Raw genomic sequence first — 21,432 nt, 5'->3', positions numbered from 1 at the left:
GGTCGTGGGCGGGGGGCGCTGACGCATGCGGATCGGCATCGTGTGCCCGTACTCCTTCGACGTCCCCGGCGGGGTGCAGAACCACGTGATGGACCTGGCCGAGGCGTTGATCACGCTCGGCCACGAGGTCAGCGTGCTCGCCCCGGCCGACGAGGATTCGCCGCTGCCGGAGTACGTGGTGTCCGCCGGTCGTGCCGTGCCGCTGCCGTACAACGGTTCGGTGGCCCGGATCGCCTTCGGCCCGGTCTCCACCGCCCGGGTCCGGCGTTGGATCATCAACGGCGACTTCGACGTGCTGCACGTGCACGAGCCGCTCACGCTGAGCCTGTCGCTGCTGGCCGTGCTCTCCGCGCGCGGCCCGGTGGTGGCGACCTTTCACACCGCGATGACCCGGTCCCGGGTGCTGGCCGCCGCGCAGGGTGTGTTGCAGATCGTGTTGGAGCGGATCACCGCCCGGATCGCGGTCAGTGCGCTGGCCCGCAAGGTGCAGGTCGAGCACATGGACGGCGGGGCGGTGGAGATCCCCAACGGGGTGGCCGTGGCGAAGTTCGCCGACGTCGAGCCGTTGCCGGGCTGGCCGGGGGAGTGCGCCCCGGGCACCGGCGGCACCCTGGGCTTCCTGGGCCGGTTCACCGAGGCGCGCAAGGGCTTCCCGGTGCTGCGCGACGCGTTCGTGGCGTTGGCCGCGACCCGGCCGGGGCTGCGGTTGCTGGTCGCCGGCCCGGGCGACCCCGACGACCTGTACGACCAGTTCCCGGCCGACCTGCACGAGCGGGTCACGTTCCTGGGGCTGGTCACCGAACCGGACAAGGCGCGGATGTTGCGCAGTGCGCACCTCTACGTGGCACCGAACACCGGCGGCGAGTCGTTCGGCATGATCCTCACCGAGGCGCTGGCTGCGGGTACCACGGTGGTGGCCAGCGACCTGGACGCGTTCCGGCGGGTGCTCGACGGCGGGCGGGCCGGTCGGCTCTTTTCCACGGGTGACTCGGTGGGGTTGCGCGACGCGGTGACCGAGCTGCTGGACGACCAGGCCGCACGGGCCGCGTTGAGCGCGTGCGGCGATCAGGTCGTGGCGAATTTCGACTGGCCGGTGGTTGCTCGCCGCGTTGTGGAGGTATACGCAGCGGCGATCGAGGCAACCGACGGGCGGGTCATCGACCAGGAATGGGTGGGGCTGGGCTGAGCCGGTGGGACGGATGGTGCGGACGACGACCGGGGTGACCGGTGTGGCCGCGCCCAATCGGAGGCGAAACGGAGCAGCACTACGATGCCGCACATGTGGTGGGTGGTGGCCGCGATCGTGGTCCTGGGGCTGGTCGTGGCGTACCTCGTCTGGACCGCCGGTCGGGTGCAGCGGTTGCAGGGCCGCGCGGAGCTGGCGGCTCGGGCACTCGACGCCCACCTGCTGCGCCGGGCCGCGGCGGCCGCCGTGCTGGCCGAGCGGCGCTTCGGTGTCGAGCTGTACGCGGCGGCCCGGGTCGCCCTGGACGCCGGCCCGGACGAGCGGGAGGCGGCGGAGAACGACCTGACCCGGCAGTTGCGGGGTGTCCAGTTGGATCCGGGTGATCCGGACTGCGGGTCGGTCATCGCCGCCAGTCGCCGGCTCGCGCTGTCCCGGCAGGTGCACACCGACCTGGTCCGGGACGCCCGCTCGGCGCGGAGCCGCCCGTTGGTGCGGTTGTTGCGGATGGGACGGGGCCGGGAGTGGCCGCGCTACTTCGACATCGACGACCCGACCCTCACCGTCCCCGCGGACGTCCCCGCCACCTGATCTGACGCCGCACTCCGGGCCGGTGACCAGGGCCACAGGGCAGGCCACCGGGGGTCTGATTGGCTGTCGGTACGGCGTTGACCCGCGCGTAGCCTTCTCGCTGCCCCCCGCCGGAGCCCGTCCCCAAGGAGCGATGACCCGTGCCCGAGAACACCGCGTCGAACACCGGTACCGCCCCCGTCCTCGGAACGGCCCGCGTGAAGCGTGGCATGGCCGAGATGCTCAAGGGCGGCGTGATCATGGATGTGGTCAACGCCGAGCAGGCCAAGATCGCTGAGGACGCCGGCGCGGTCGCGGTGATGGCCCTGGAGCGGGTGCCCGCCGACATCCGCGCGCAGGGCGGGGTGTCCCGGATGAGCGACCCCGACATGATCGACGGGATCATCGGGGCGGTCTCCATCCCGGTGATGGCCAAGGCCCGCATCGGCCACTTCGTGGAGGCGCGGATCCTCCAGTCGCTCGGGGTGGACTACGTCGACGAGTCCGAGGTGCTGACCCCGGCCGACTACGCCAACCACATCGACAAGTGGGCGTTCACGGTGCCCTTCGTCTGTGGCGCGACCAACCTGGGCGAGGCGCTGCGGCGGATCACCGAGGGGGCGGCCATGATCCGCTCCAAGGGTGAGGCGGGCACCGGCGACGTCTCCAACGCCACCACCCACATGCGGAAGATCCGTCAGGAGATCGCCCGGCTGTCGTCGCTGCCGGCCGACGAGCTGTACGTCGCGGCCAAGGAGTTGCAGGCCCCGTACGAGCTGGTCAAGGAGGTCGCCGAGAGCGGCAAGCTGCCGGTGGTGCTGTTCACCGCCGGCGGGATCGCCACCCCGGCCGACGCGGCGATGATGATGCAGCTCGGCGCGGAGGGCGTGTTCGTCGGTTCCGGCATCTTCAAGGCGGGCAACCCGGCTCAGCGGGCCGCCGCGATCGTCAAGGCCACCACCTTCCACGACGACCCGGACGTGCTGGCGAAGGTCTCCCGTGGTCTGGGTGAGGCCATGGTCGGCATCAACGTCGACGAGATCCCGCAGCCGCACCGCCTGGCCGAGCGGGGTTGGTGAGCGCGAGGAGTGAGCCGTTCTTGCGAGCCCCGCAGTCGCGAGCGAAAGAAGGGTTGGTAGGCATGGGCGCGCCCACCATCGGTGTGCTCGCGCTCCAGGGCGATGTCCGGGAGCACCTGACGGCGCTGGCCGCGGCGGGCGCGGACGCCCGCCCGGTCCGCCGTCCGACGGAACTGGACGCGGTGGACGGCCTGGTCGTCCCCGGCGGTGAGTCCACCACCATCAGCAAACTGGCCGACATCTTCGAGATGCGCGAGCCGATCGACAAGCGCATCGCCGACGGCATGCCGGTCTACGGCTCCTGCGCGGGCATGATCATGCTGGCGACCGAGGTGCTCGACGGTCGACCCGACCAGCGGGGCTTCGCCGGTATCGACATGACCGTGCGGCGTAACGCGTTCGGCCGGCAGGTCGACTCGTTCGAGGCGCCGGTGAGGATCACCGGGGTGGCGGGTGCGCCGTTCCACGCGGTCTTCATCCGGGCGCCGTGGGTCGAGCGGGTCGGCGTCGGCGTGCAGGTGATCGGGTCGGTGACCGGTGGGCCGGCGGCCGACCGGATCGTGGCGGTCCGCCAGGGCAACCTGCTGGCCACCTCGTTCCATCCGGAGCTGACCGGTGACCTGCGCGTGCACGCGTACTTCGTGGATCTGGTCCGCGCCGCTTCGGCGTGACCCGTCGCTCAGCCGGCCACCGCGCGCAGGTGCCCCGGGCGGCGGCCGGCCAACTCGTCGAGCGCGGTCGCCGTGGCGGCGTCGGCGGGCAACTGCACCACCAGTCGCTGCGGGTCGGCCTCGGCCAGCTCCAGCGTCTCGACGTCGAGGCGGAGCAGCCCCGCCTCCGGGTGGCGCACTGTCAGCAGGCCGGCCCGTGCGGCGGTCACCGGTCGCCGCCGCCAGCGGTCGGTGAACGGCGCTCCCACGGTCCGGGCCAGCCGCTCGGCGAACGCGTCGCTGGCCGGGTCGCCCTGGCGCAGCAGGTGCAGCTGCGCGACCTGTTGGTCGGCCACCGCCGACCACTGCGGGTAGTGCTCGCGGGCCCGCTCGTCGGTCAGCACGAACCACACCAGGTTCGGTTGCGACCCGTCCAGCAGGCCGAGCGGGCGGGCCAGCCGGTCGAACGGTTCGTTCCAGGCCAGCACGTCGCCGAGTCGGTTGAGCACGTACGCCGGGGTGTCGCGCAGCGCGTCGAGCATGGCGCGGACCGTTGGCCGTACGGTGCGGGAGACCCTCGGCCGGTCGCCCGAGCACAGGTGTCGGGCGTGCTGGGCCGAGGCGAGCTGCCGCAGGTGTTCCCGGTCGGCGCTGTCCAGGCGGAGCGCGTCGGCGAGCGCGGCGAGGATCTCCGGCGACGGCCGGGTGTCGCGGCCCTGCTCCAGCCGAGTCAGGTACTCCACGCTGACCTGCGCCAACGTCGCCAGCTCGGCCCGGCGCAGCCCCGGGGTGCGTCGGCGCGGCCCCTCGGCGAGACCGACCTCGGCCGGTTGCCGCGCCTCGCGGCGACTGCGCAGGAACGCGCCCAGCTCTCCGTCCATCACCGACCCAGTCTGGCAGCCGGCGCTGGCCGGTGGGTGGCCCTGGCAGGGCCATCCTCGCGGCGGTCTCCCCGGCCCGTCCCGTCGCGGACAGGATCGTGGTCATGACAAACGCACAGAGCCCAGGACCGCTGCGGATCGGTCTGATCGTGGGCAGCACCCGTCCCGGCCGGCGCGGCGCGGCGATCGCCCGGTGGGCGATGGAGGTCGCCGAGCGGCACGAGGCGGTCCGCGCCGGCGACGCCGTCTGCACGCTCGTCGACCTCGCCGAGCAGGAGTTGCCACTGCTCGACGAGCCGGTGCCGGCGCTGTTCGGCGACTACCGGCACCCGCACACCCGGCGGTGGGCGGCGGTGGTGGACGCCTGCGACGCCTTCGTTTTCGTCACCCCGGACTACAACCGCTCGATCCCGGCCGCGCTCAAGAACGGCATCGACTACCTGTACGCGGAGTGGACCGACAAGGTGGCCGGGGTGCTGAGCTACGGCGTGCAGGGCGGTAACCGGGCAGCCGACCACCTGCGGGCGATTCTGACCGAGGTACGGACGGTGGTGGTGCCGACCGGGGTGGCACTGTCGATCTTCACCGACTTCGACCTCACCGGGGTCGACCCGGGTGACGTGACCGCCGGCCGGTTCGCGCCGAGCGACGGCCGGGAGGCGGAACTGGCCAGCATGCTCGCCGAGGTCGTGAGCTGGTCCCGAGCGCGGCGTCCGGCGGACCGGGCGCTGCTGGGGTCGTAGCGGTCCGGAGCCTTTTGTCCCGTCTGCTCTGGTCCGGGCGGGCCGGACGGCGTGGCCGCGCGCGGTGCATGTGACAGCAACCGGGGGGACGTCGGTAGGATTGCGGAGATTCGGCAGGGCCATCTGCCCGCCACGGCTTCCACCAGAGCTGACCGGCACCTCCGCGTGCGCCGGCGGGAGCGGGGCGTGAGCGGTGCGGTCGATGCAGCCGGCGGCTAGCAACGGAGGTAGAAGATGTCCGGCCACTCAAAGTGGGCGACGACCAAGCACAAGAAGGCCGTCATCGACGCCAAGCGCGGCAAGATGTTCGCCAAGCTGATCAAGAACGTCGAGGTGGCCGCACGGATCGGCGGCGGCGACCCCACCGGCAACCCGACGCTCTTCGACGCCATCCAGAAGGCGAAAAAGAGTTCGGTGCCGAACGACAACATCGACCGCGCGGTCAAGCGCGGCTCCGGCCTGGAGGCAGGCGGCGCCGACTGGCAGACGATCATGTATGAGGGCTACGGGCCCAACGGCGTCGCCCTGCTGATCGAGTGCCTCACCGACAACCGCAACCGGGCGGCGACCGAGGTGCGCACCGCGCTGACCCGCAACGGCGGCTCGCTCGCCGACGCCGGCTCGGTGTCCTACATGTTCTCCCGCAAGGGCGTGGTGATCGTGCCGAAGGAGGCGACGTCCGAGGAGGACGTGATGATGGCCGTCCTCGACGCCGGCGCCGAGGAGGTCAACGACCTCGGTGAGGCGTACGAGGTGGTCTCCGAGCCGACCGACCTGGTCGGAGTGCGCACCGCGTTGCAGGACGCCGGCATCGAGTACGAGTCGGCCGAGTCCTCTCTCGTCCCCAGCATGAACGTGCCGCTGGACGAGGACGGCGCCCGCAAGATCTTCAAGCTGATCGACGTCCTGGAAGACTGCGACGACGTGCAGAACGTCTACGCGAACTTCGACGTCAGCGACGACGTGATGGCCGCGGTCGACGCCTGACCCACACGCGGTCGCGCTGATTCCCGCCGGGCCACCCGTCGCCCGGCGGGAGTCAGCGGCCCGACCTGCTTCGCCGCCGACCCGGGCGGAGCGTCGGCGTCGGCCGGCACCCCGCGAGTCGGTACGATCCGTCGGTGAGCGAGGACGTGCTGGCGGAGTTGGTGCTGGACCGGTTCGCGCCGGGCGACGTGGTCGTGCGGCGTGAGATCCTGCGCGGCGAGGTGTGGTTCGGCTGCCCGACGATCGTCGTCGAGGATTCACCCGACCTGCTCGCCCTCTACCTTCCGCCGGGTGCCGAGTTCGGCTTTCCCACCGCCGGCGTCTTCCCGTGCGGGCGTCACCCGTGGGAGACCGCCGGGCACCGCTCCTGGTCGGGGCACGGCAAGCTGATGCTGCAACGCCCCGGTGAGGCGCACTCCGTCGACGTCTTCTGGACCGGCCCCGGGCGCGATTTCGCCGGCTGGTACTTCAACCTCCAGGACCCGGTCCGGCGTACGCCGATCGGGGTGGACACGCTGGACCACGAGTTGGACCTGTGGTGGGGCGCAGACGCCGATTCCTACGTCTGGAAGGACGTGGAGATCTTCGCCCAGCGTCTCGTCGAGGGCCGCTACCCGGGCATGGGGAATGCCATCCGGGCCGAGGGTGACCGGATCGCGGCGCTGCTCGACGCGGGCGAGCGCTGGTGGGATCCGGCGTGGGCGACCTGGCAGCCCGACCCGGCCTGGTCGGCGTCGCCGCTGCCCGCCGGCTGGGATCGGGTGCCGCCGGCCCGCTGAGCCCCGAACGGGCGTCGGCGTCCGATCAGGACACCGACGCCCGGATGGCGAACCCTCGGCTCAGCCGATCGTCTCCCGCTCCCGCCACGCGGTCCGCAGGGAGGTGCGGCCGTTGGTGCGCAGCAGCGATCCCTCGTACACCCGGGCGCCGGCGAGCAGGAACGCGCCGGTGGCGAGCAGCAGGACGACAAGCGAGACGAACGGTTCCCAGCCGGCCGCGTCGCCGGTGAACAGCCGCAACGGCATGGCCGTGGGCGACGAGAACGGCAGGTACGACAGCACCCGCATCGCGGTGGCGTTGTCGTTCAGGAAGATCACCGCGAAGAACGGCAGCATGACGGCGAGCTGCACCGGTGTCGACACGGCGGCGATGTCCTCCTGGCGGTTGGCCAGCGCTCCGGCTGCCGCCCACATCGCGGCGAGCAGCACGAAACCGAACAGGAAGAACGGCACGAACCAGCCGATCGCCGGGGCGAGCAGGCTGAGCAGGCCGCCGCTGTCGCCGATCTGCATGCCGATCACCGCCACCACGGCGATGAGCGCGATCTGTGCGAACGCCAGGATGCCGCCGGCCACCACCTTGCCGGCCAGCAACGCTCGTACCGGCACCGCCGCGACGAGGATCTCCACGATGCGGGTCTGCTTCTCCTCGGTGACGCTCTGCGCGATCTGCAGGCCGAAGGTCTGCGAGGTGATGAAGAAGACGAACGCGAAGACGAACGGCACCAGGAACGCCACCACCGGGTCGACCGCGTCCGGGTCGAGCAACTGCACCGGCGGCGAGCTGCTCAGCGCCTGGACCACGTCGGTGGGGGACTCGTCCATCGCGAGAACCTTCGGACCGGCGACCACCGCCGCGTCCACGTCACCGTCGCGGACGGCCTGCTCGGCGGCCCGGTCGTCGGCCACCACGCGGACGTCGAGTCCGGCGTCCCGCAGCGGCCCGGCCGCCTCCCGGGTGACGGCCACAGTGTCCGGACCGCCGGAGAGCAGCGGCGGCAGGATGGTGCCCGCCGCGGCGATCAGCAGGAAGAAGAGCGTGCCGAACAGGAAGGTACGGTCGCGCAGCTTGACGCGGATCTCCCGTTCGGCGACCAGCCGGGTGGCCTGGGCGATGTTCACTGGGTGACCTCTCGGAAGATCTCGGTGAGCGAGGGGCTGACCGGGCGGAAGGCGCGCACCGGGCCGCGCGCGAGGGCTGCCTGCAACACGGGCTGTTCGTCGGCGTCGGCCGGCAGGTCGAAGACCACCCGCGGGCCGTCCAGCTCGACCAGGGTCACCCCGGGTTGGTCGCGTACCCAACCGGCGTCGGTCGCCACCACCAACTCGTAGCGGGGCACGGTGTAGGACTCGCGCAGCTGCTGTCGGCTGCCGGCGGCCCGGATCGTCCCGTCCCCAATGATCACCAGGTCGTCGCAGAGACGTTCCACGACGTCGAGCTGGTGGCTGGAGAAGAGCACCGGCGCGCCGGCCGAAGCCCGTTCCCGCAGCACGGTGACGACGGTGTCGACGGCGAGGGGGTCGAGGCCGGAGAACGGCTCGTCGAGCACCAGCACCTCGGGGTCGTGCACCAGGGCGGCCGCGATCTGCGCGCGTTGCTGGTTGCCCAGCGACAGCGTCTCCAGCAGGTCGTCACCGCGTTCACCGAGGCCGACCCGGTCCAGCAGCGCGTCGGTGGCCCGCCGGGCGGCGGGCGCGTCCAGGCCGTGCAGCCGGCCCAGGTACGTCACCTGCTCCCGGGTGGTCATCTTGGGGTACAGGCCCCGCTCCTCCGGCATGTAGCCGAAGCGCCGCCGGTCCCGCGGGGTCAACGTGCTGCCGCCCCAGCTCACCTCACCGGCGTCGGGGGCGAGCACACCCAGGATGATGCGCATGGTGGTGGTCTTGCCGGCGCCGTTGGCACCCACGAAGCCGGTCATCCGGCCGGCGGCCACCTCGAAGGACACGTTCTTGAGCACCTGCCGGTCGCCGAAGCTGCGGTCGACGCCGTCGAGGCGAAGCGTTCTGGTCACTCGTCCACGCTAGATCGAACACCCCGCCCCGCCGTCCGCCCGGTGGGTGAGCGGGCCGTCCGTCGCGCGGTGGATGGCGGTCACCCGCCGGGCCGGACCACCCCGTTCTCGTACGCGAACACCACCGCCTGCACCCGGTCGCGCAGACCGAGTTTGGCCAGCACCCGACTGACGTGGGTCTTCACGGTCGCCTCGCCCAGGTGGATGGCGGCGGCGATCTCCGCGTTGCTCGATCCGGCGGCGAGCAGCACCAGCACCTCCCGTTCCCGTGGGGTCAGCCCGGCCAGCGCGGCGTCCGCCTCCGGCCCCCGGTGGGCGGTGCCCGCCGGGTCTCCGGGACGAGCGAACGTGGAGATCACCCGGCGGGTGATCTCCGGGGCGAGCAGGCCGTCGCCCCTGGCCAGCACCTGGATCGCCTCGATCAGCTCCTCCGGTGTGCCGTTCTTCAACAGGAAACCGCTCGCCCCGGCACGCAGCGCGGCGAACAGGTAGTCGTCGCGGTCGAAGGTCGTGAGGATCAGCACGGCCGGCCCACCGGGTCCGTCGGCGGTGATCTGCCGGGTGGCCTCCAGTCCGTCCATCCCGGGCATCTCCACGTCCATGAGGACGACGTCGGGGCGGGTGGCCCGGGTCATCGCGACGGCCCGTTCGCCGTCGGCGGCCTCGCCGACCACCTCGATGTCGTCCTCCACCTCCAGGATGACCCGGAAGCCGGTGCGGACGAGGTGCTGGTCGTCGGCGAGCAGCACCCGGATGCTCCGATCCGGTCCCGACCTCTCGTGGGCTGGCGCGGCACTCATGTCGTCACCTCCGTGTCGACTGCCGGCTGGTGTTCGTCGTGCGGCGCCCGCTGCGCGCCGACCGGCGGGTCGGCCACCGCCAGCGGGAAGCGGGCGCGTACCCGCCATCCGCCGCCGGCACGCGGTCCGGCCTCCAGGTCGCCGTCGTGCGCGGTGACCCGTTCGCGCATCCCGATCAGGCCCAGCCCGACGGCGTCGACCCGGCCGCCGGCTCGCCCGTTGTCGGTCACGTCGACCTCCACCTCCCGGGCCAGGTAGCGGACCCGCACGTCCAGCAGGTCCGCACCGGCGTGCTTCAGGGTGTTGGTCACCGCCTCCTGCGTCACCCGGTACACCGCCTGCGAGACCGATTCGGGCAGCGCGACCGGGCCGCCGTACACCCCGAGGGTTGCCGTCAGACCCGCGGCCCGAGCCCGCTCGACCAGCTCACCGATCCGGTCGACGTCGCCGCCGGCCGGCGGCGCGGCGTCGGCCGTGCCGGTGGTCCGCAGCACGCCCAGCATCCGGCGTAGCTCGTCGACCGCGGTGCGGGCGCTCTGCTCGATGGCGGTCAGCGCGGTGCGGGCCTTGGCGGGGTCGCGGTCGAACACCCGGCGGCAGGCGGACGCCTGCACTCCCATCACCGACACGTGGTGGGCGACCACGTCGTGCAGTTCCCGGGCGATCCGGACCCGTTCGCCGAGGACCGCTCGTTCCCGGGACTCGGTCTGCGACCGGCGCAGGTCCTCGGCCTGGGTCCGCAGCTCGTGTTCGCGGCGAGCGGCCACCCAGGCGGTCTCACCGAAGAAGTACGCGAAGCCGAAGACCAGCACATTGAGCAGGACGCCGGTGACCATCGCGGCGAGCACGGGTGGCACCGGCCCGGCCGCGTCGTCGAAGGCCCCCGGTGGAATCTGGTCGATCGTGATCGCGTAGTAGATCCCCAGCCAGGCGAACATCGTGGCGATCACGCCGATGCGCAGCCGCCGGGCCAGGCGACGGTCCTGCCCCCAGGCGCCGACGGTGTAGAGGGCGCAGAACAACGCCCAGGAGGAGAACTGGGTCTCCGGGGCGGATCGCGCCTGCGCGGCGATGAACCCCACCGAGACGATCAGCAGGGTCGTCACCGGCCAGCGCCGCCGCCAGATCAGCGGCACCGTCACCGCGACGGTCCAGAACAGTTGCTCCGCCCCGGACGGCGGCGAGCCCAGCAGGAACGCCCCGGTGCTGTGGGCCAGAGTGAGGCTGACCAGCGCCAGCCCGGTCATCCCCAGGCCGAGCCACAGGTCGTTGCGGCGCTGCTGGGTGGTCGGACCCGGTCGGCGCCATTCGTCTCGCGGTGCCACGGTCATCCGGGAACGATGCCACGTCGCCCGCCACGCCCGTCCAGTGGGCGCAGAAGTGCCGTCGGACCCGGCCCACGGGCGGCGGCCCGACGCGAGGTACGCGCCGGGCCGCCGGGTAGGGCTCCCGCTCACGCCGTCTGACGGCGGGTCTTGATCGCGGTGTCGATCAGGTCCCAGACCACGATCGCGGCCGCGCCCACCGCGATGGCCAGACCGAGAGAGTCCCGGTTGGCTGCCTCCGCCACCCAGCTCAGGCGCTCGCCCAGGGCCGGGTTGAGCAGGCGGTCCGAGAGCGCCAGCCACACCAGCGGCAGTGCGAACGCCAGGTTGAGCAGCACCTTCGTGCCGAACAGTGCCCAGGTCCAGCGACCGATTCGGTACTTGACGATCTCGAAGATCACGCTGGCGACCAGCACGACGATCAGCGCCGGCAGCCAGAAGGACCACAGCGCCGGGTCGAGGATCGGGATGTTGCCGCCGTCGGTCTCGTGCACCCAGGACTGGTAGTGCTGGAAGGGCAGGTAGCCGATGGTCAGCACCAACATGACCACCGATGCGATGGTGTCGGCGAGGGGGATGTTCCGGTGCACCGGGGCGTCGGGCAGTTGGTCGACAGTCCACTCCGGCAGGTCCACGGCCGTCTGGGTGCGCTCGATGATGGCGAAGGTCAGGGTGAGCCAGAAGGCGATCTGCACGGCCACCTGCATGGCCGCGACGATGCCGGGCCCGATGGCTCCGAAGCCCTTTCCTTCGGCCGCGTCGACCACGGTGACGATCGTGCCGACGAGCGCCGGGATGAAGCTGAGCAGCAGCTTCAACAGCCGCAGCCAGAGCAGGTAGTAGGTCGGGCCGATGAGCTGTAGCCGACGGTCGGCGTACCGGGCGGCCAGCACGTCCGGGTTGCCCAGCTCGGTGAGCACCTCCCGCTCGGCGGTGGCGGGGTCCGTGCCACCGTCGGTCCGGCCCTCGATCATGTCGTCGATGGAGGCCCGCAGCTCGGTGGCGATCTCGTCACGACGCGGGGCGGGCACCGAGCGCAGGGTGGCGGCGAGGTAGCGGTTGGTCAGGGTGTTCATCGGTCCACTCCTTGGATCAGCCCGGTGATGGAGGCCTGCACGGCGGCGAGGTCGTCGAGCAACCGGTTCAGCATCGACTCGCCCTCGTCGCTGGTCCGATAGAACTTGCGCGGTCGGCTCTCCTCGGTGTTCCACTCGCTGGTCAGCAGCCCCTGGTCCTCCAGGCGGCGCAGTAGCGGGTAGAGCGTGTTGGCGTCCACCGGGAAGCCGTGGTCGGTGAGCCGTTGCAGCAGTGCGTAGCCGTAGTCCGGTCGGCGCAGCGCGACCAGGCTGGCCACCACGACGGTGCCTCGACGCAACTCCTGTAGGTGCGTCCGTAGAACGTCCTCGCTAACCATGTGTCACACCATACTGTGTGCCACACAGTATTGTCTACCGAGACATCATCGTGTCGCTCGCAGACTGGTGGGCTGGGCAGCACGCGGGGCGCAGCACCGCTGGGCGCACCGCCACCAGCAGGGCGTCCAGCGCTCACCGACCGCACGACCGGTGACACCGGCGTGGCCCGGTACGGTCCGGCACCCGACCCGGACCGGCGCGCTACTCGAAGCGGGACACGTCCCCGGCACCCCGCCGCAGGATCTCCGGCTCGGGGCCGGACAGGTCGATCACGGTCGTGGGCTCCTTGCCGCAGTCGCCGGCGTCGAGGACCGCGTCGAGCTGGTGGTCGAGCCGTTCCTTGATCTCCCACCCCTGGGTCATCGGCTCGTCGTCGCCGGGCAGGACCAGGGTGCTCGACACCAGTGGTTCGGCCAGCTCGGCCAGCAGCGCCTGGGTGACGGTGTGCCGGGGTACGCGGACACCGACGGTGCGCTTCTTCGGGTGCAACATCCGGCGCGGCACCTCCCTGGTGGCCGGGAGGATGAAGGTGTAGCTGCCCGGGGTGGACGCCTTCACCAGACGGAAGACCGAGTTGCTGATCTGCACGAACTGACCGAGCTGCGCGAAGTCCCGGCAGACCAGCGTGAAATGGTGCCGGTCGTCGAGGTGGCGGATCTGGCGGATCCGGTCCAGCCCGTCCGCGTTGCCCAGCTGGACGCCGAGCGCGTAGCAGGAGTCCGTCGGGTAGGCGACCAGCCCACCACCTCGGATCAGGTCGGCGACCTGGCCGATGATTCGGGGCTGGGGGTTCTCCGGGTGCACGTCGTAGTACCTCGCCATGCTGATGAGCCTAGGCGCTCCCACTCGCCGGACCGGTCTGCGCCGTCACCTTGTCCGCGATGACCTGGACTAACGCGTATTCCTTGATCGGTATGTGAACAGGAGCCGTCGGCCCGGGCGTTGATCGGGCCGGTCTGGGCAGGTGCGCCGACGCCGTCGTGGTGGCCCGGGTTCGACGGCGGAGGCACGTGTTCCCGATGCTTGGTTGCCGGCACAGCGGCGGGCTAATTGTTGCCGACGTGGCGGAGTCAAAGCCTTCGATAATTCGTCGAGTTGCTTCCGGGTAGCGAATTCGTCCGCTCGGCCATTATCCGGAACGAGCTCCGATAATCGCGGAAAGTGACGGGCTCGCGACGCGGCCATCACCCCGGCCGGTCTTGTTTGTGGTGACGGTGGGTGCCCGTCGAGCGCAGAGTGCCCTGTTCAGGCTCCTTTCAGGGATTACCGAAAGTAGCGCTGGGTGGTGCGTTTGACACCGCCCGTCATCGGTCCTTACCTTCATCCCACTTGGAGGACGGGGGAGAACCTGCTGGGTAACGCTGCGCAGACAGCCATCTACCAGCGGCTCAGGCGCGCTGGTGATGATCAGGTCGGGCGGAATGTGAGCCGTCGGGCTTCGTCGTCAGCTAATGGGCGGACCGGCAAGCTGCCATTCCGCTGAGTTTGTCGGCGGTGGTGCGCCCGGCTTTTGTCGGCCGCGTTGCCATTCGGAACGCCTCAATTCTGAAATGCTGTGGTCGGCTCGTGTCGAAGAGATGCGACAGCGCCGCCTCAGCCAGGTAATCGTCCGACTGTTCCGAGGCGCCGACCGGTGTCGTCGGCATTCCGGCCGCCGTCGAAAGGCGGCCTCTTCTTCGCGCTTCCAGGCAATTTCTCCGTGGGTGAACCCTGCGGCGAGCCCTCATCACTCTTACTCAGGAGAACTCGAGTGCAAGAACCGCACACAGCCGCTGTCGCCCCTTGGCGCCGGCTGGGGATCACGGTGGTGGCCACCGCTTTGGCCATGTCCACCGTCTCCCTCCTGCCTCCGCCGGCCGGCGCGCAGGAACCCACCCCGCCGGGGGCCGACAGTGCGATCACCGGCCTCTCCGAGCCTGACGCGATCGCGGCTGCCGCGCGGTCGGGCCGAGCCGTCGAAGCGTCCCGGTCGAGGTCGGAGAGTTCCCGTGTGGTGGCGACGCCCCAGGGAACGCTGATCCTGGAGTCGTACGCCACTCCGCGCTGGACGAAAAAGCCCGATGGCGGTGGGTGGCGGGACATCGACACCGCCCTGCGGCAGAACGCGGACGGGACGGTCGCCCCGGTGGCGACGTTGGCCGACGTGCGGTTCTCGGCGGGCGGGGAGGCTCCCGCGGTTCGCCTGCCGGTCGGCCCCGGTGAGGTCTCGCTGACGTGGCCGGGCGCGCTGCCGGCCCCGCAGATCGAGGGCGACACCGCGATCTACGAGTCGGTGCTGCCGGAGGTGGACCTCCGGCTGCGGGCGCTGGTCGACGGATTCACCTGGGTGCTGGTGGTGAAGTCACCTCAGGCGGCGGCGAACCCGGCCCTGGAAGCGTTGCGGTTCCGCCTCGACACGCCGGGGCTGGCCAAGCGGGAGCGCGTCGGCGGGGGCTTCGAGGTCGTGGACGGCTCGGGCCAGCCCCGGCTCTCCGCCGGTAGCGCCCTGATGTGGGACTCCTCCGGTGTCACCTCGTCCGGAGCGGCGGCGAGGGCGGGCGGCACGGCGTCGGCGCTTCAGGCGAACCGGGAGGTCGTACGGTCGGCACCGGATCTGGCGCGCAAGGCGGAGTTGCCGGCGACGATCCAGGGCAGCGATCTCGTGATCCGGCCGGATCTGTCGCTGCTGCGCGACAAGAACGCCGTGTTCCCCGTCGTGATCGACCCGTGGACGACGATCAACAAGCTGCGTTGGGGTTACACCGGCTCGGAGAACGCGACCCGGGACGACGGCGTCGCTCGGGTCGGGGTCGATCCAGCGGGCAGTGGGACCTTCCGATCCTTCTTTGCCTTCAACCTCTCCTCGCTCGCGGGGAAGACCGTCCGGTCGGCGAAGTTCCTGACCGAGATGACCCACTCCTGGGACTGCGCGAACACGCCGGTCAACCTCTGGCGGTCGGCCGACCTGACCAGCGCCGGCAAGCAGAGCTGGGACGGTCCCAACCTGGCGCTGTGGCTGGAGGAGCGGTCCGGGCACGCGCACAAGCCGTCGGGCGGGGCTGGCTGCTCCAACGATCCGCAGCCGGACCTGCCCATGGAGTTCTCGGGCAGCAAACTGGGTACGGACGTGTCCGCCGCGCGCGGCGAGAGCAACTACACGCTGGCCCTGTCCACCCGGCAGTCGGACGGATCCTCGGAGTCGACGAGCAACTGGTGGAAGAAGTTCGACCCGGGTGTCACCAAGCTGTCGGTCGAGTACAACACCAACCCGAACACGCCCACGGCGGCCCAGTTGTCGACGCACGCCGACTTCACCGCTCCCGCGCAGGCCTGCGTCACGGGAACCTCGCGGCCCATGGTGCGCTCGGACTACCCGTGGCTGAAGGCGATCCTCACCGATCCCGATGGCAGCAACGGCGGGTCGCTGAGTGGGGTCTTCACCCTCCAGAAGCTGGTCAGTGGGGCCTGGACCGGGGTGTCCGGTTGGCCGAGGACGGATTCCGGCGTGGCCACGGGGGCGAAGGCGGAGGTGCAACTGACCACCAAGACCGCCGACGCTGAGGTCTACCGGTGGCAGGTGCAGACCAAGGACACCCTCGGGGGCGCGTCCCTGGGCTCACCGTGGTGCGAGTTCTACATCGACTATTCGGCCCCGGCACAGAAGCCCAAGGTGACGGTGGCCGGTGACGTGCCCTACCTGGAGTCGCCCCCCTTCGGCACCAACCAGGACTTCCACGGGTCGATCGGCCTGTCCGGCAAGTTCACCCTCTCCGCGAACGGTGTCGCCGACGTCTACGACTACGTCTACCAGCTCCAGGGCGGACAGCAGATGACGGTGCGGGCGGCCACGCTGGGCGGCCAGGCCGAGGTCTGGGTGACGCCGAAGGTATTGGGCGAGAACGTGCTCAGCGTGCGCAGTCGGGACCAGGCCGGCAACTCGTCGGCCCCCTACGACTACAAGTTCCTGGTCGACAACTACTCGGCGCCGAAGGCCATCTGGAAGATGGACGAGGGGGTGGGCACCACGGCCGCCACCACCCCGGCGGGTGGCCCCAACCTCACCCTCACCAGCAATGTGGGCTGGACGGGGAGCTGGACGTACGGCACCCGGAAGAACACGACAACCGACCGCGCGTTGGGTTTCGGTACCAACAAGGGCTGGGCGGCGACCTCAACGGCACCTCCGATCGATTCGTCGCGCAGCTTCAGCGTGGCGGCGTGGGCACGCATCACCACCACGAGCACCTTCGGTTCGGTGGTGGCCGTGAGCGGAACCAACAACGGCGCCTGGCAGTTGCAGCGGGACAAGGGGGGCAGTTGGTACTTCCACACCTTCTCCGGCGACAGCCCCACCCACACCCGTACCTCGGTCGTCTCGAAGGACTGGGCGCCGATCGGCACCTGGCAGCACATCGCCGGGGTGTACGACGCGGGCGCGAAGGAGATCCGGATCTTCGTCAACGGTGAGAAGGTCGGCACCCAGCCGTTGAGCGCGCTCTGGAAGTCCACCGGCATCATGCAGATCGGCCGGGTGCGCTACAACGCCGTCGAGGGCAACTACTTCGACGGCGACATCGACGACGTCCGGCTGTGGGACCGGGTCGTCGACGAGAGGGACCTCGAGGAGATCGTCACGCCCAAACTCACCGGCGAGTGGCTCCTGGACGACCCGGACCTGGCCACGACCCAGCAGCAGGGCGACTCCTCGGGCTACAACCGGCCGGTCGGCCTCACCGCTGCCCCGAGCGCGACCGTCTGTGAGAACGCCGGGCCGAACGGCGCCTACGCACTCTGCCTGGACGGGATCAGCGGCACCGCGAAGACGCAGGGTCAGGTGCTGCGCACCGAGGGATCATGGACCGTCTCGGCGTGGGTGAAGCCATCGGCGTTCACCGGCTTCCACACGGTGGTCTCCCAGTGCGGGACGTTGCGCTGCGCCTTCTACCTGCAACGCCAGGCCGGGTCCACGCCAGGTTGGGCCATCGTGGTGCCGGACCGGGACCAATCCGAGCCGAACGTCGCCTACACCACGGTCAAGTGGACCGGCACGCCGGTCCTCAACCAGGGGGTCCACCTCGCCGCGACCTACGAGTCGGGCACCAGGACCCTCAGGCTCTACGTCGACGGTGCTCTCGTCGGTGAGAAGAAGACCATCCCGCCGCCCTTCGCCACCACCGGGTCGCTCCGCATCGGCTCGTCCGACTCCGGGGACTACGTGAAGGGCGCCATCAGCCGGGTCAGGGTGTGGCAGGGCGCCCTCTCCGCTGCGGAGATCCTCGCCCTCGCCAGTGAGGTGTAGCGCTCCCTGAGTGAACCGCTCCGGGGCCGGCGGCCTGTCCGCCGGCCCCGGAACAGGCCCCTCTCGTTTCCCTGCCCCGCAGAACAGGAGTTCGCAGTGACCTTCTCCCGTGCGCATGTCCGCACCCGTTCGCGAGGATGGGGGTACGCACTCCTGGCGGCGGCGATTGGCATAGCTGGCGTCGCCTCCGTTCCGCATCGGGTGCGAGCCGAACCGGCGGAACCCGGGCCTGCTGGTCGCCCGACGGCCGCCGCACTGTCCGAAGCCGAGGCTCTCGCCGCCGCGAAGCGATCCGGTCGCGCCGTCGAGGTCACGACGCTGAAGTCGGAGAACTCCCGGGTCCTGGCATCCCCGAAGGGGTCTCTGGTCATGGAGTCGTACCCCGTTCCGCAGTGGGTGGACCGCCGGGACGGAGGTGGCTGGCGGACCATCGACACGTCGCTGGTGACGGGGGCGGACGGGTCTGTCGCGCCGGTGGCGACGGTGGCGGACGTGTCGTTCTCCGCCGGCGGCACCGCCGCGGTCGTGCGCCTTCCGGTCGAGGGTGGGGAGGTGTCCCTCTCCTGGCCCGGCACCCTGCCCGCCCCCCGCCTGGAGGGCGACACGGCGATCTACGAGTCGGTGCTACCCGACGTCGATCTGCGGATGCGTGCCCTGCGTGACGGTTTCAGCTGGGTGCTCGTGGTGAAGTCGGCAAGCGCGGCGACGAACCCCGCGTTGGAGACTCTGCGGTTCCGCCTCGACACCCCCGGTCTGTCCAGCAAAGAGCGCGCCGGCGGCGGCTTCCAGGTCGTCAACGGCTCGGGGCGGGAGGTGCTCTCCGCCGGCAACGCGTTGATGTGGGACTCATCCGGCCTCACGACGAAGGCCGAGGCGAAGAGCAGCAAGGCATTGTCGGCCTTCGCGGCACAGGAGAAGCACGACGCGCTGCGGACGGTGCCGGACCGGGCGCGCAAGGCCGAGCTGGCGACCGACGTGCGGGACGGTGACCTCGTCATCCGTCCGGATCTCACGCTGCTTCGTGGCCCGACAACCGTCTACCCGGTGGCCATCGACCCGTGGACGACCGTCAACAAGGCGCTGTGGGGATACGCCGGCTCGACGAACGCGACCCGCGATGACGGGGTGGCCCGGGTGGGCAGGAACCCGGACGGTTCCGGGAACTTCCGGTCGTTCTTCCGGTTCAACCTCTCGGCGCTGTCGGGCAAGACGATCCGGTCGGCCAAGTTCCTGACCGAGATGACCCACTCCTGGTCGTGTGGCTCCACGCCGGTGAACCTCTACCGAACCGCCGAGCTGGGCAGCTCCGGCAAGCAGACGTGGGACGGCCCGAACCTCATCACCTGGTTGGAGGAGCGGTCCGGCCACGCGCACAAGCCGCCGGCCACGCCGAACTGCTCGAACGACCCGCAGCCGGACCTGCCGATGGAGTTCGCCAAGCTGAAGGACGACGTCTCCGACAACCGCGGTAATGCCAGGTACACCCTCGCCCTGGCCGCCCGACAGGCCGACGGTACGTCGGAATCCGAGTCGACCTGGTGGAAGAAGTTCGACCCGGCGCTGACCAGGCTGTCGGTCGAATACAACAGCAACCCGAACACCGCGACGGCGGCCCAGTTGTCCACCCACCCTGACTACACCGCCGGGGCCCAGGCGTGCGTGAGCGGCACGACCCGCCCGATGGTGCGGTCGGACTACCCGTGGCTGAAGGCAACCCTGAGCGATCCCGACGGCAGTAACGGCGGCAGCCTGTCCGGCGTGTTCACCCTCCAGAAGCAGGTGAACGGCACCTGGGCCACGGCGACCGGCTTTCCCAAGACCGATGCCGGGGTCGCACCGGGAGCCAAGGCAGAGGTGCAGCTGACCACCAAGACCGCCAGCGGTGACGTCTACCGCTGGCAGGTGCAGACCAAGGACGGCCTCGATGGCATTTCGAGCCAGTCGCCCTGGTGCGAGTTCTACGTCGACTACGCCGCGCCCACGTCGAAGCCGAAGGTCACGCCGGAAGATGCTCTCTACCTGGAGTCGCCGCCGCTGGGCACGAACCAGGACGTGCGCGGCTCGGTCGGCTACTCCGGAAGGTTCACCTTCTCCGCCAACGGCGCCGCCGACGTCTACGACTACCTCTATCGGGTCGACGGCGGCGCGGAGCAGGTGGTGAGGGCCGCGGCGCTGGGTGGCACGGCCACGGTCTGGGTCACACCGAACTCGATCGGCGAGAACGTGCTGAGCGTCAAGAGCCGCGACCAGGCCGGCAACACCACCGAGGCGTACGACTACGTCTTCCTTGTCGACAGCCCCTCGGCACCGAAGGCACACTGGGCGATCGACGAGGGCACCGGCACCACCCTGACGAACAGGGTCGACGGCGGGCAGTCGGCCACCCTGACCCCCAACCCCTCCTGGTCCGACTCCCGCCTGCGGGGTACGCACAAGAACCGGGGCAAGGACTGGGCGGTCAAGTTCCGGGGTGTCTCGGACTACGCCAGCACCTCCACTGCGGTGGTCGACACCGCGCGCAGTTTCTCGATCTCCGCCTGGGTTCGCGCGGACGCGGTCGGCGGAGTCGTCGTGTCGCAGCCGGGCACCAAGAAGAGCCCCTTTGAGCTGCAGTATTTCCCGACGAAGGAACGCTGGTGCTTCGTCACCTACGTGTCGGACCTCTCGAACGCGGGCGCGACAGCAGCCCCCGCCTGCACGGCTGAACCCGTTCAGGTCGGAGTCTGGGTGCACCTGACCGGCGTCTACGACGCCGGCGCGGCCAACCAGCTGTCCCTCTACGTGAACGGGGTCCGCAAGGGCACGGGATCCACCGCGCCGGTGTGGTCCTCCGGTGGTCCGTTGTTGATCGGCGCCGCCCGCGCCGGCATCCTCACCGGCTGGTTCAACGGCCTGGTCAGCGAGGTCCGGATCTGGGACCGCGTCGTGGACCCGGAAATCGATCTTCGACCGCTGGTCGAGCCCGTGCTGGTGGGCCAGTGGGAGATGGAGGACTTCGACTACGACGCGCCACGACAGGAGGCGGACGGCTCCGGCTACCAGCGCCCACTCACGCTGACCGACGCTCCCGCTGCCGACTGGTCGGCCAACGCCGGCTACAACTTCTCCAGCGGTCTGGCCGTGGATGGACTTTCCGGCCACGCGGCTACCGACGCTCCGGTCCTGCGCACCGACCAGTCGTACACGGTGTCCGGGTGGGCGCGCTGGAATGGCGGGGCCGGCCCGCGCACGGTGTTCGCCCAGGATGGCGGCCAGATCTCCGGTTTCTTCCTGACGTGTCGAAACGACCCGACCGGCCGTCCCAAGTGGTCACTGATGAATCGGACGGCCGACTCGACGTCGAGCTCCTCCCGAACGGTCTACGGCAGCGACTGCGTCGCGAACAACTGGGCCCATCTCACCGCCGTCCAGGACGTCACGGCCCAGAAACTCAGTCTCTATGTCAACGGCCAACTGTCCGGCGCCGTCAGTGTCCCGGCGCCGTGGAGCGCCGAAGGTGCCTTCACCGTCGGCCGCGGAAAGTACGTGGTGCTCGCGGACCACTTCCCGGGCGACATCGACCGGGTCCGTGCCTGGCAGGGCGCCCTCTCCGACGCCGACATCGCGGCGTTGTTCGCGGAGGCGTAACCGCAGCCGGTGGGTCGGGGTGCCGTGGCGTCGCCGCCATCCCGACCCACCCCCTCGTCCACCACGCCGCACAACCCCCTGGCGGCGTGTAGTCACCCCCTGG

17 protein-coding genes are annotated in these 21,432 nt (G+C 70.6%); 9 read left to right on the top strand and 8 right to left on the bottom strand.

Translation table 11 applies throughout. The annotated features are described in order from the left end of the window. Positions 1-25 precede the first annotated feature (25 nt). The 4 genes from ACFYPM_RS12440 to pdxT all read left to right on the top strand — a co-directional run bounded on the left by ACFYPM_RS12440 (position 26) and on the right by pdxT (position 3,503). On the top strand, positions 26-1,186 hold the full coding sequence (locus tag ACFYPM_RS12440) for a glycosyltransferase family 4 protein (protein WP_387194776.1): 1,161 nt from the start codon (positions 26-28) through the stop codon (positions 1,184-1,186). Positions 1,187-1,270: 84 nt separating this feature from the next. Beyond that, entirely contained in the window at positions 1,271-1,774 is a 504-nt protein-coding gene (locus ACFYPM_RS12435) for a hypothetical protein (protein ID WP_387194773.1), read from the top strand. 140 nt (positions 1,775-1,914) lie between these two features. Continuing rightward, positions 1,915-2,832 (top strand): pyridoxal 5'-phosphate synthase lyase subunit PdxS, encoded by a 918-nt coding sequence (gene pdxS / locus ACFYPM_RS12430; protein ID WP_387194770.1) that lies wholly within the window; start codon positions 1,915-1,917, stop codon positions 2,830-2,832. A 62-nt stretch (positions 2,833-2,894) separates the two neighbouring features. After that, positions 2,895-3,503 (top strand): pyridoxal 5'-phosphate synthase glutaminase subunit PdxT, encoded by a 609-nt coding sequence (gene pdxT / locus ACFYPM_RS12425; protein ID WP_387194767.1) that lies wholly within the window; start codon positions 2,895-2,897, stop codon positions 3,501-3,503. An 8-nt stretch (positions 3,504-3,511) separates the two neighbouring features. On the opposite strand, the gene ACFYPM_RS12420 is transcribed toward pdxT, so the two are convergent. Next, entirely contained in the window at positions 3,512-4,363 is an 852-nt protein-coding gene (locus ACFYPM_RS12420; protein WP_387195433.1) for a helix-turn-helix transcriptional regulator, read from the bottom strand. Positions 4,364-4,467: 104 nt separating this feature from the next. Between ACFYPM_RS12420 and ACFYPM_RS12415 the strand changes: the two genes are divergently transcribed. From ACFYPM_RS12415 to ACFYPM_RS12405, 3 genes are all read left to right on the top strand, one after another. Next, positions 4,468-5,106 carry an NADPH-dependent FMN reductase gene (locus tag ACFYPM_RS12415; protein WP_387194764.1) on the top strand — a complete coding sequence of 213 codons (639 nt, stop codon included), beginning with the start codon at positions 4,468-4,470 and terminating at the stop codon, positions 5,104-5,106. 234 nt (positions 5,107-5,340) lie between these two features. After that, positions 5,341-6,093, top strand: coding sequence for a YebC/PmpR family DNA-binding transcriptional regulator (locus tag ACFYPM_RS12410; RefSeq protein ID WP_357245360.1), 753 nt, complete (start codon positions 5,341-5,343; stop codon positions 6,091-6,093). Between the two features lie 134 nt (positions 6,094-6,227). Then, positions 6,228-6,872: a DUF402 domain-containing protein gene (locus ACFYPM_RS12405; RefSeq protein ID WP_387194761.1), complete on the top strand. Its 645-nt coding sequence runs from the start codon at positions 6,228-6,230 to the stop codon at positions 6,870-6,872. Positions 6,873-6,932: 60 nt separating this feature from the next. On the opposite strand, the gene ACFYPM_RS12400 is transcribed toward ACFYPM_RS12405, so the two are convergent. From ACFYPM_RS12400 to ACFYPM_RS12370, 7 genes are all read right to left on the bottom strand, one after another. Continuing rightward, positions 6,933-7,994: an ABC transporter permease gene (locus ACFYPM_RS12400; protein WP_387194758.1), complete on the bottom strand. Its 1,062-nt coding sequence runs from the start codon at positions 7,992-7,994 to the stop codon at positions 6,933-6,935. Then, positions 7,991-8,884, bottom strand: a complete 894-nt coding sequence (locus ACFYPM_RS12395) for an ABC transporter ATP-binding protein (protein WP_387194756.1) — start codon at positions 8,882-8,884, stop codon at positions 7,991-7,993. Before ACFYPM_RS12395 ends, ACFYPM_RS12400 begins: the two co-directional genes overlap by 4 nt. A gap of 80 nt (positions 8,885-8,964) precedes the next feature. Further along, positions 8,965-9,684: a response regulator gene (locus ACFYPM_RS12390; RefSeq protein ID WP_387194753.1), complete on the bottom strand. Its 720-nt coding sequence runs from the start codon at positions 9,682-9,684 to the stop codon at positions 8,965-8,967. Continuing rightward, entirely contained in the window at positions 9,681-11,015 is a 1,335-nt protein-coding gene (locus ACFYPM_RS12385) for a sensor histidine kinase (protein WP_387194750.1), read from the bottom strand. The genes ACFYPM_RS12390 and ACFYPM_RS12385 overlap by 4 nt, the downstream gene beginning before the upstream one ends. 122 nt (positions 11,016-11,137) lie before the next feature. Further along, a complete protein-coding gene (locus ACFYPM_RS12380; protein ID WP_387194747.1) occupies positions 11,138-12,085 on the bottom strand; it encodes a permease prefix domain 1-containing protein in 948 nt (315 codons plus the stop codon). Then, complete coding sequence (locus ACFYPM_RS12375) at positions 12,082-12,423, bottom strand: PadR family transcriptional regulator (protein WP_357245339.1); 342 nt, start codon at positions 12,421-12,423, stop codon at positions 12,082-12,084. Before ACFYPM_RS12375 ends, ACFYPM_RS12380 begins: the two co-directional genes overlap by 4 nt. Before the next feature lie 202 nt (positions 12,424-12,625). After that, complete coding sequence (locus ACFYPM_RS12370; RefSeq protein ID WP_387194744.1) at positions 12,626-13,246, bottom strand: L-threonylcarbamoyladenylate synthase; 621 nt, start codon at positions 13,244-13,246, stop codon at positions 12,626-12,628. A 1,168-nt stretch (positions 13,247-14,414) separates the two neighbouring features. Here ACFYPM_RS12370 and ACFYPM_RS12365 point away from each other — a divergent pair. Both ACFYPM_RS12365 and ACFYPM_RS12360 read left to right on the top strand, forming a co-directional pair. Next, complete coding sequence (locus tag ACFYPM_RS12365) at positions 14,415-17,702, top strand: LamG domain-containing protein (RefSeq protein WP_387194742.1); 3,288 nt, start codon at positions 14,415-14,417, stop codon at positions 17,700-17,702. Between the two features lie 369 nt (positions 17,703-18,071). Then, entirely contained in the window at positions 18,072-21,329 is a 3,258-nt protein-coding gene (locus ACFYPM_RS12360) for a LamG-like jellyroll fold domain-containing protein (RefSeq protein ID WP_387194739.1), read from the top strand. Positions 21,330-21,432 lie beyond the last annotated feature (103 nt).

The organism is Micromonospora sp. NPDC005203 (genome assembly GCF_042872705.1).
Lineage (GTDB): Bacteria > Actinomycetota > Actinomycetes > Mycobacteriales > Micromonosporaceae > Micromonospora.
Note: the sequence above shows the minus strand (reverse complement) of the source record. Positions and strands in the feature narration are given on the sequence as shown.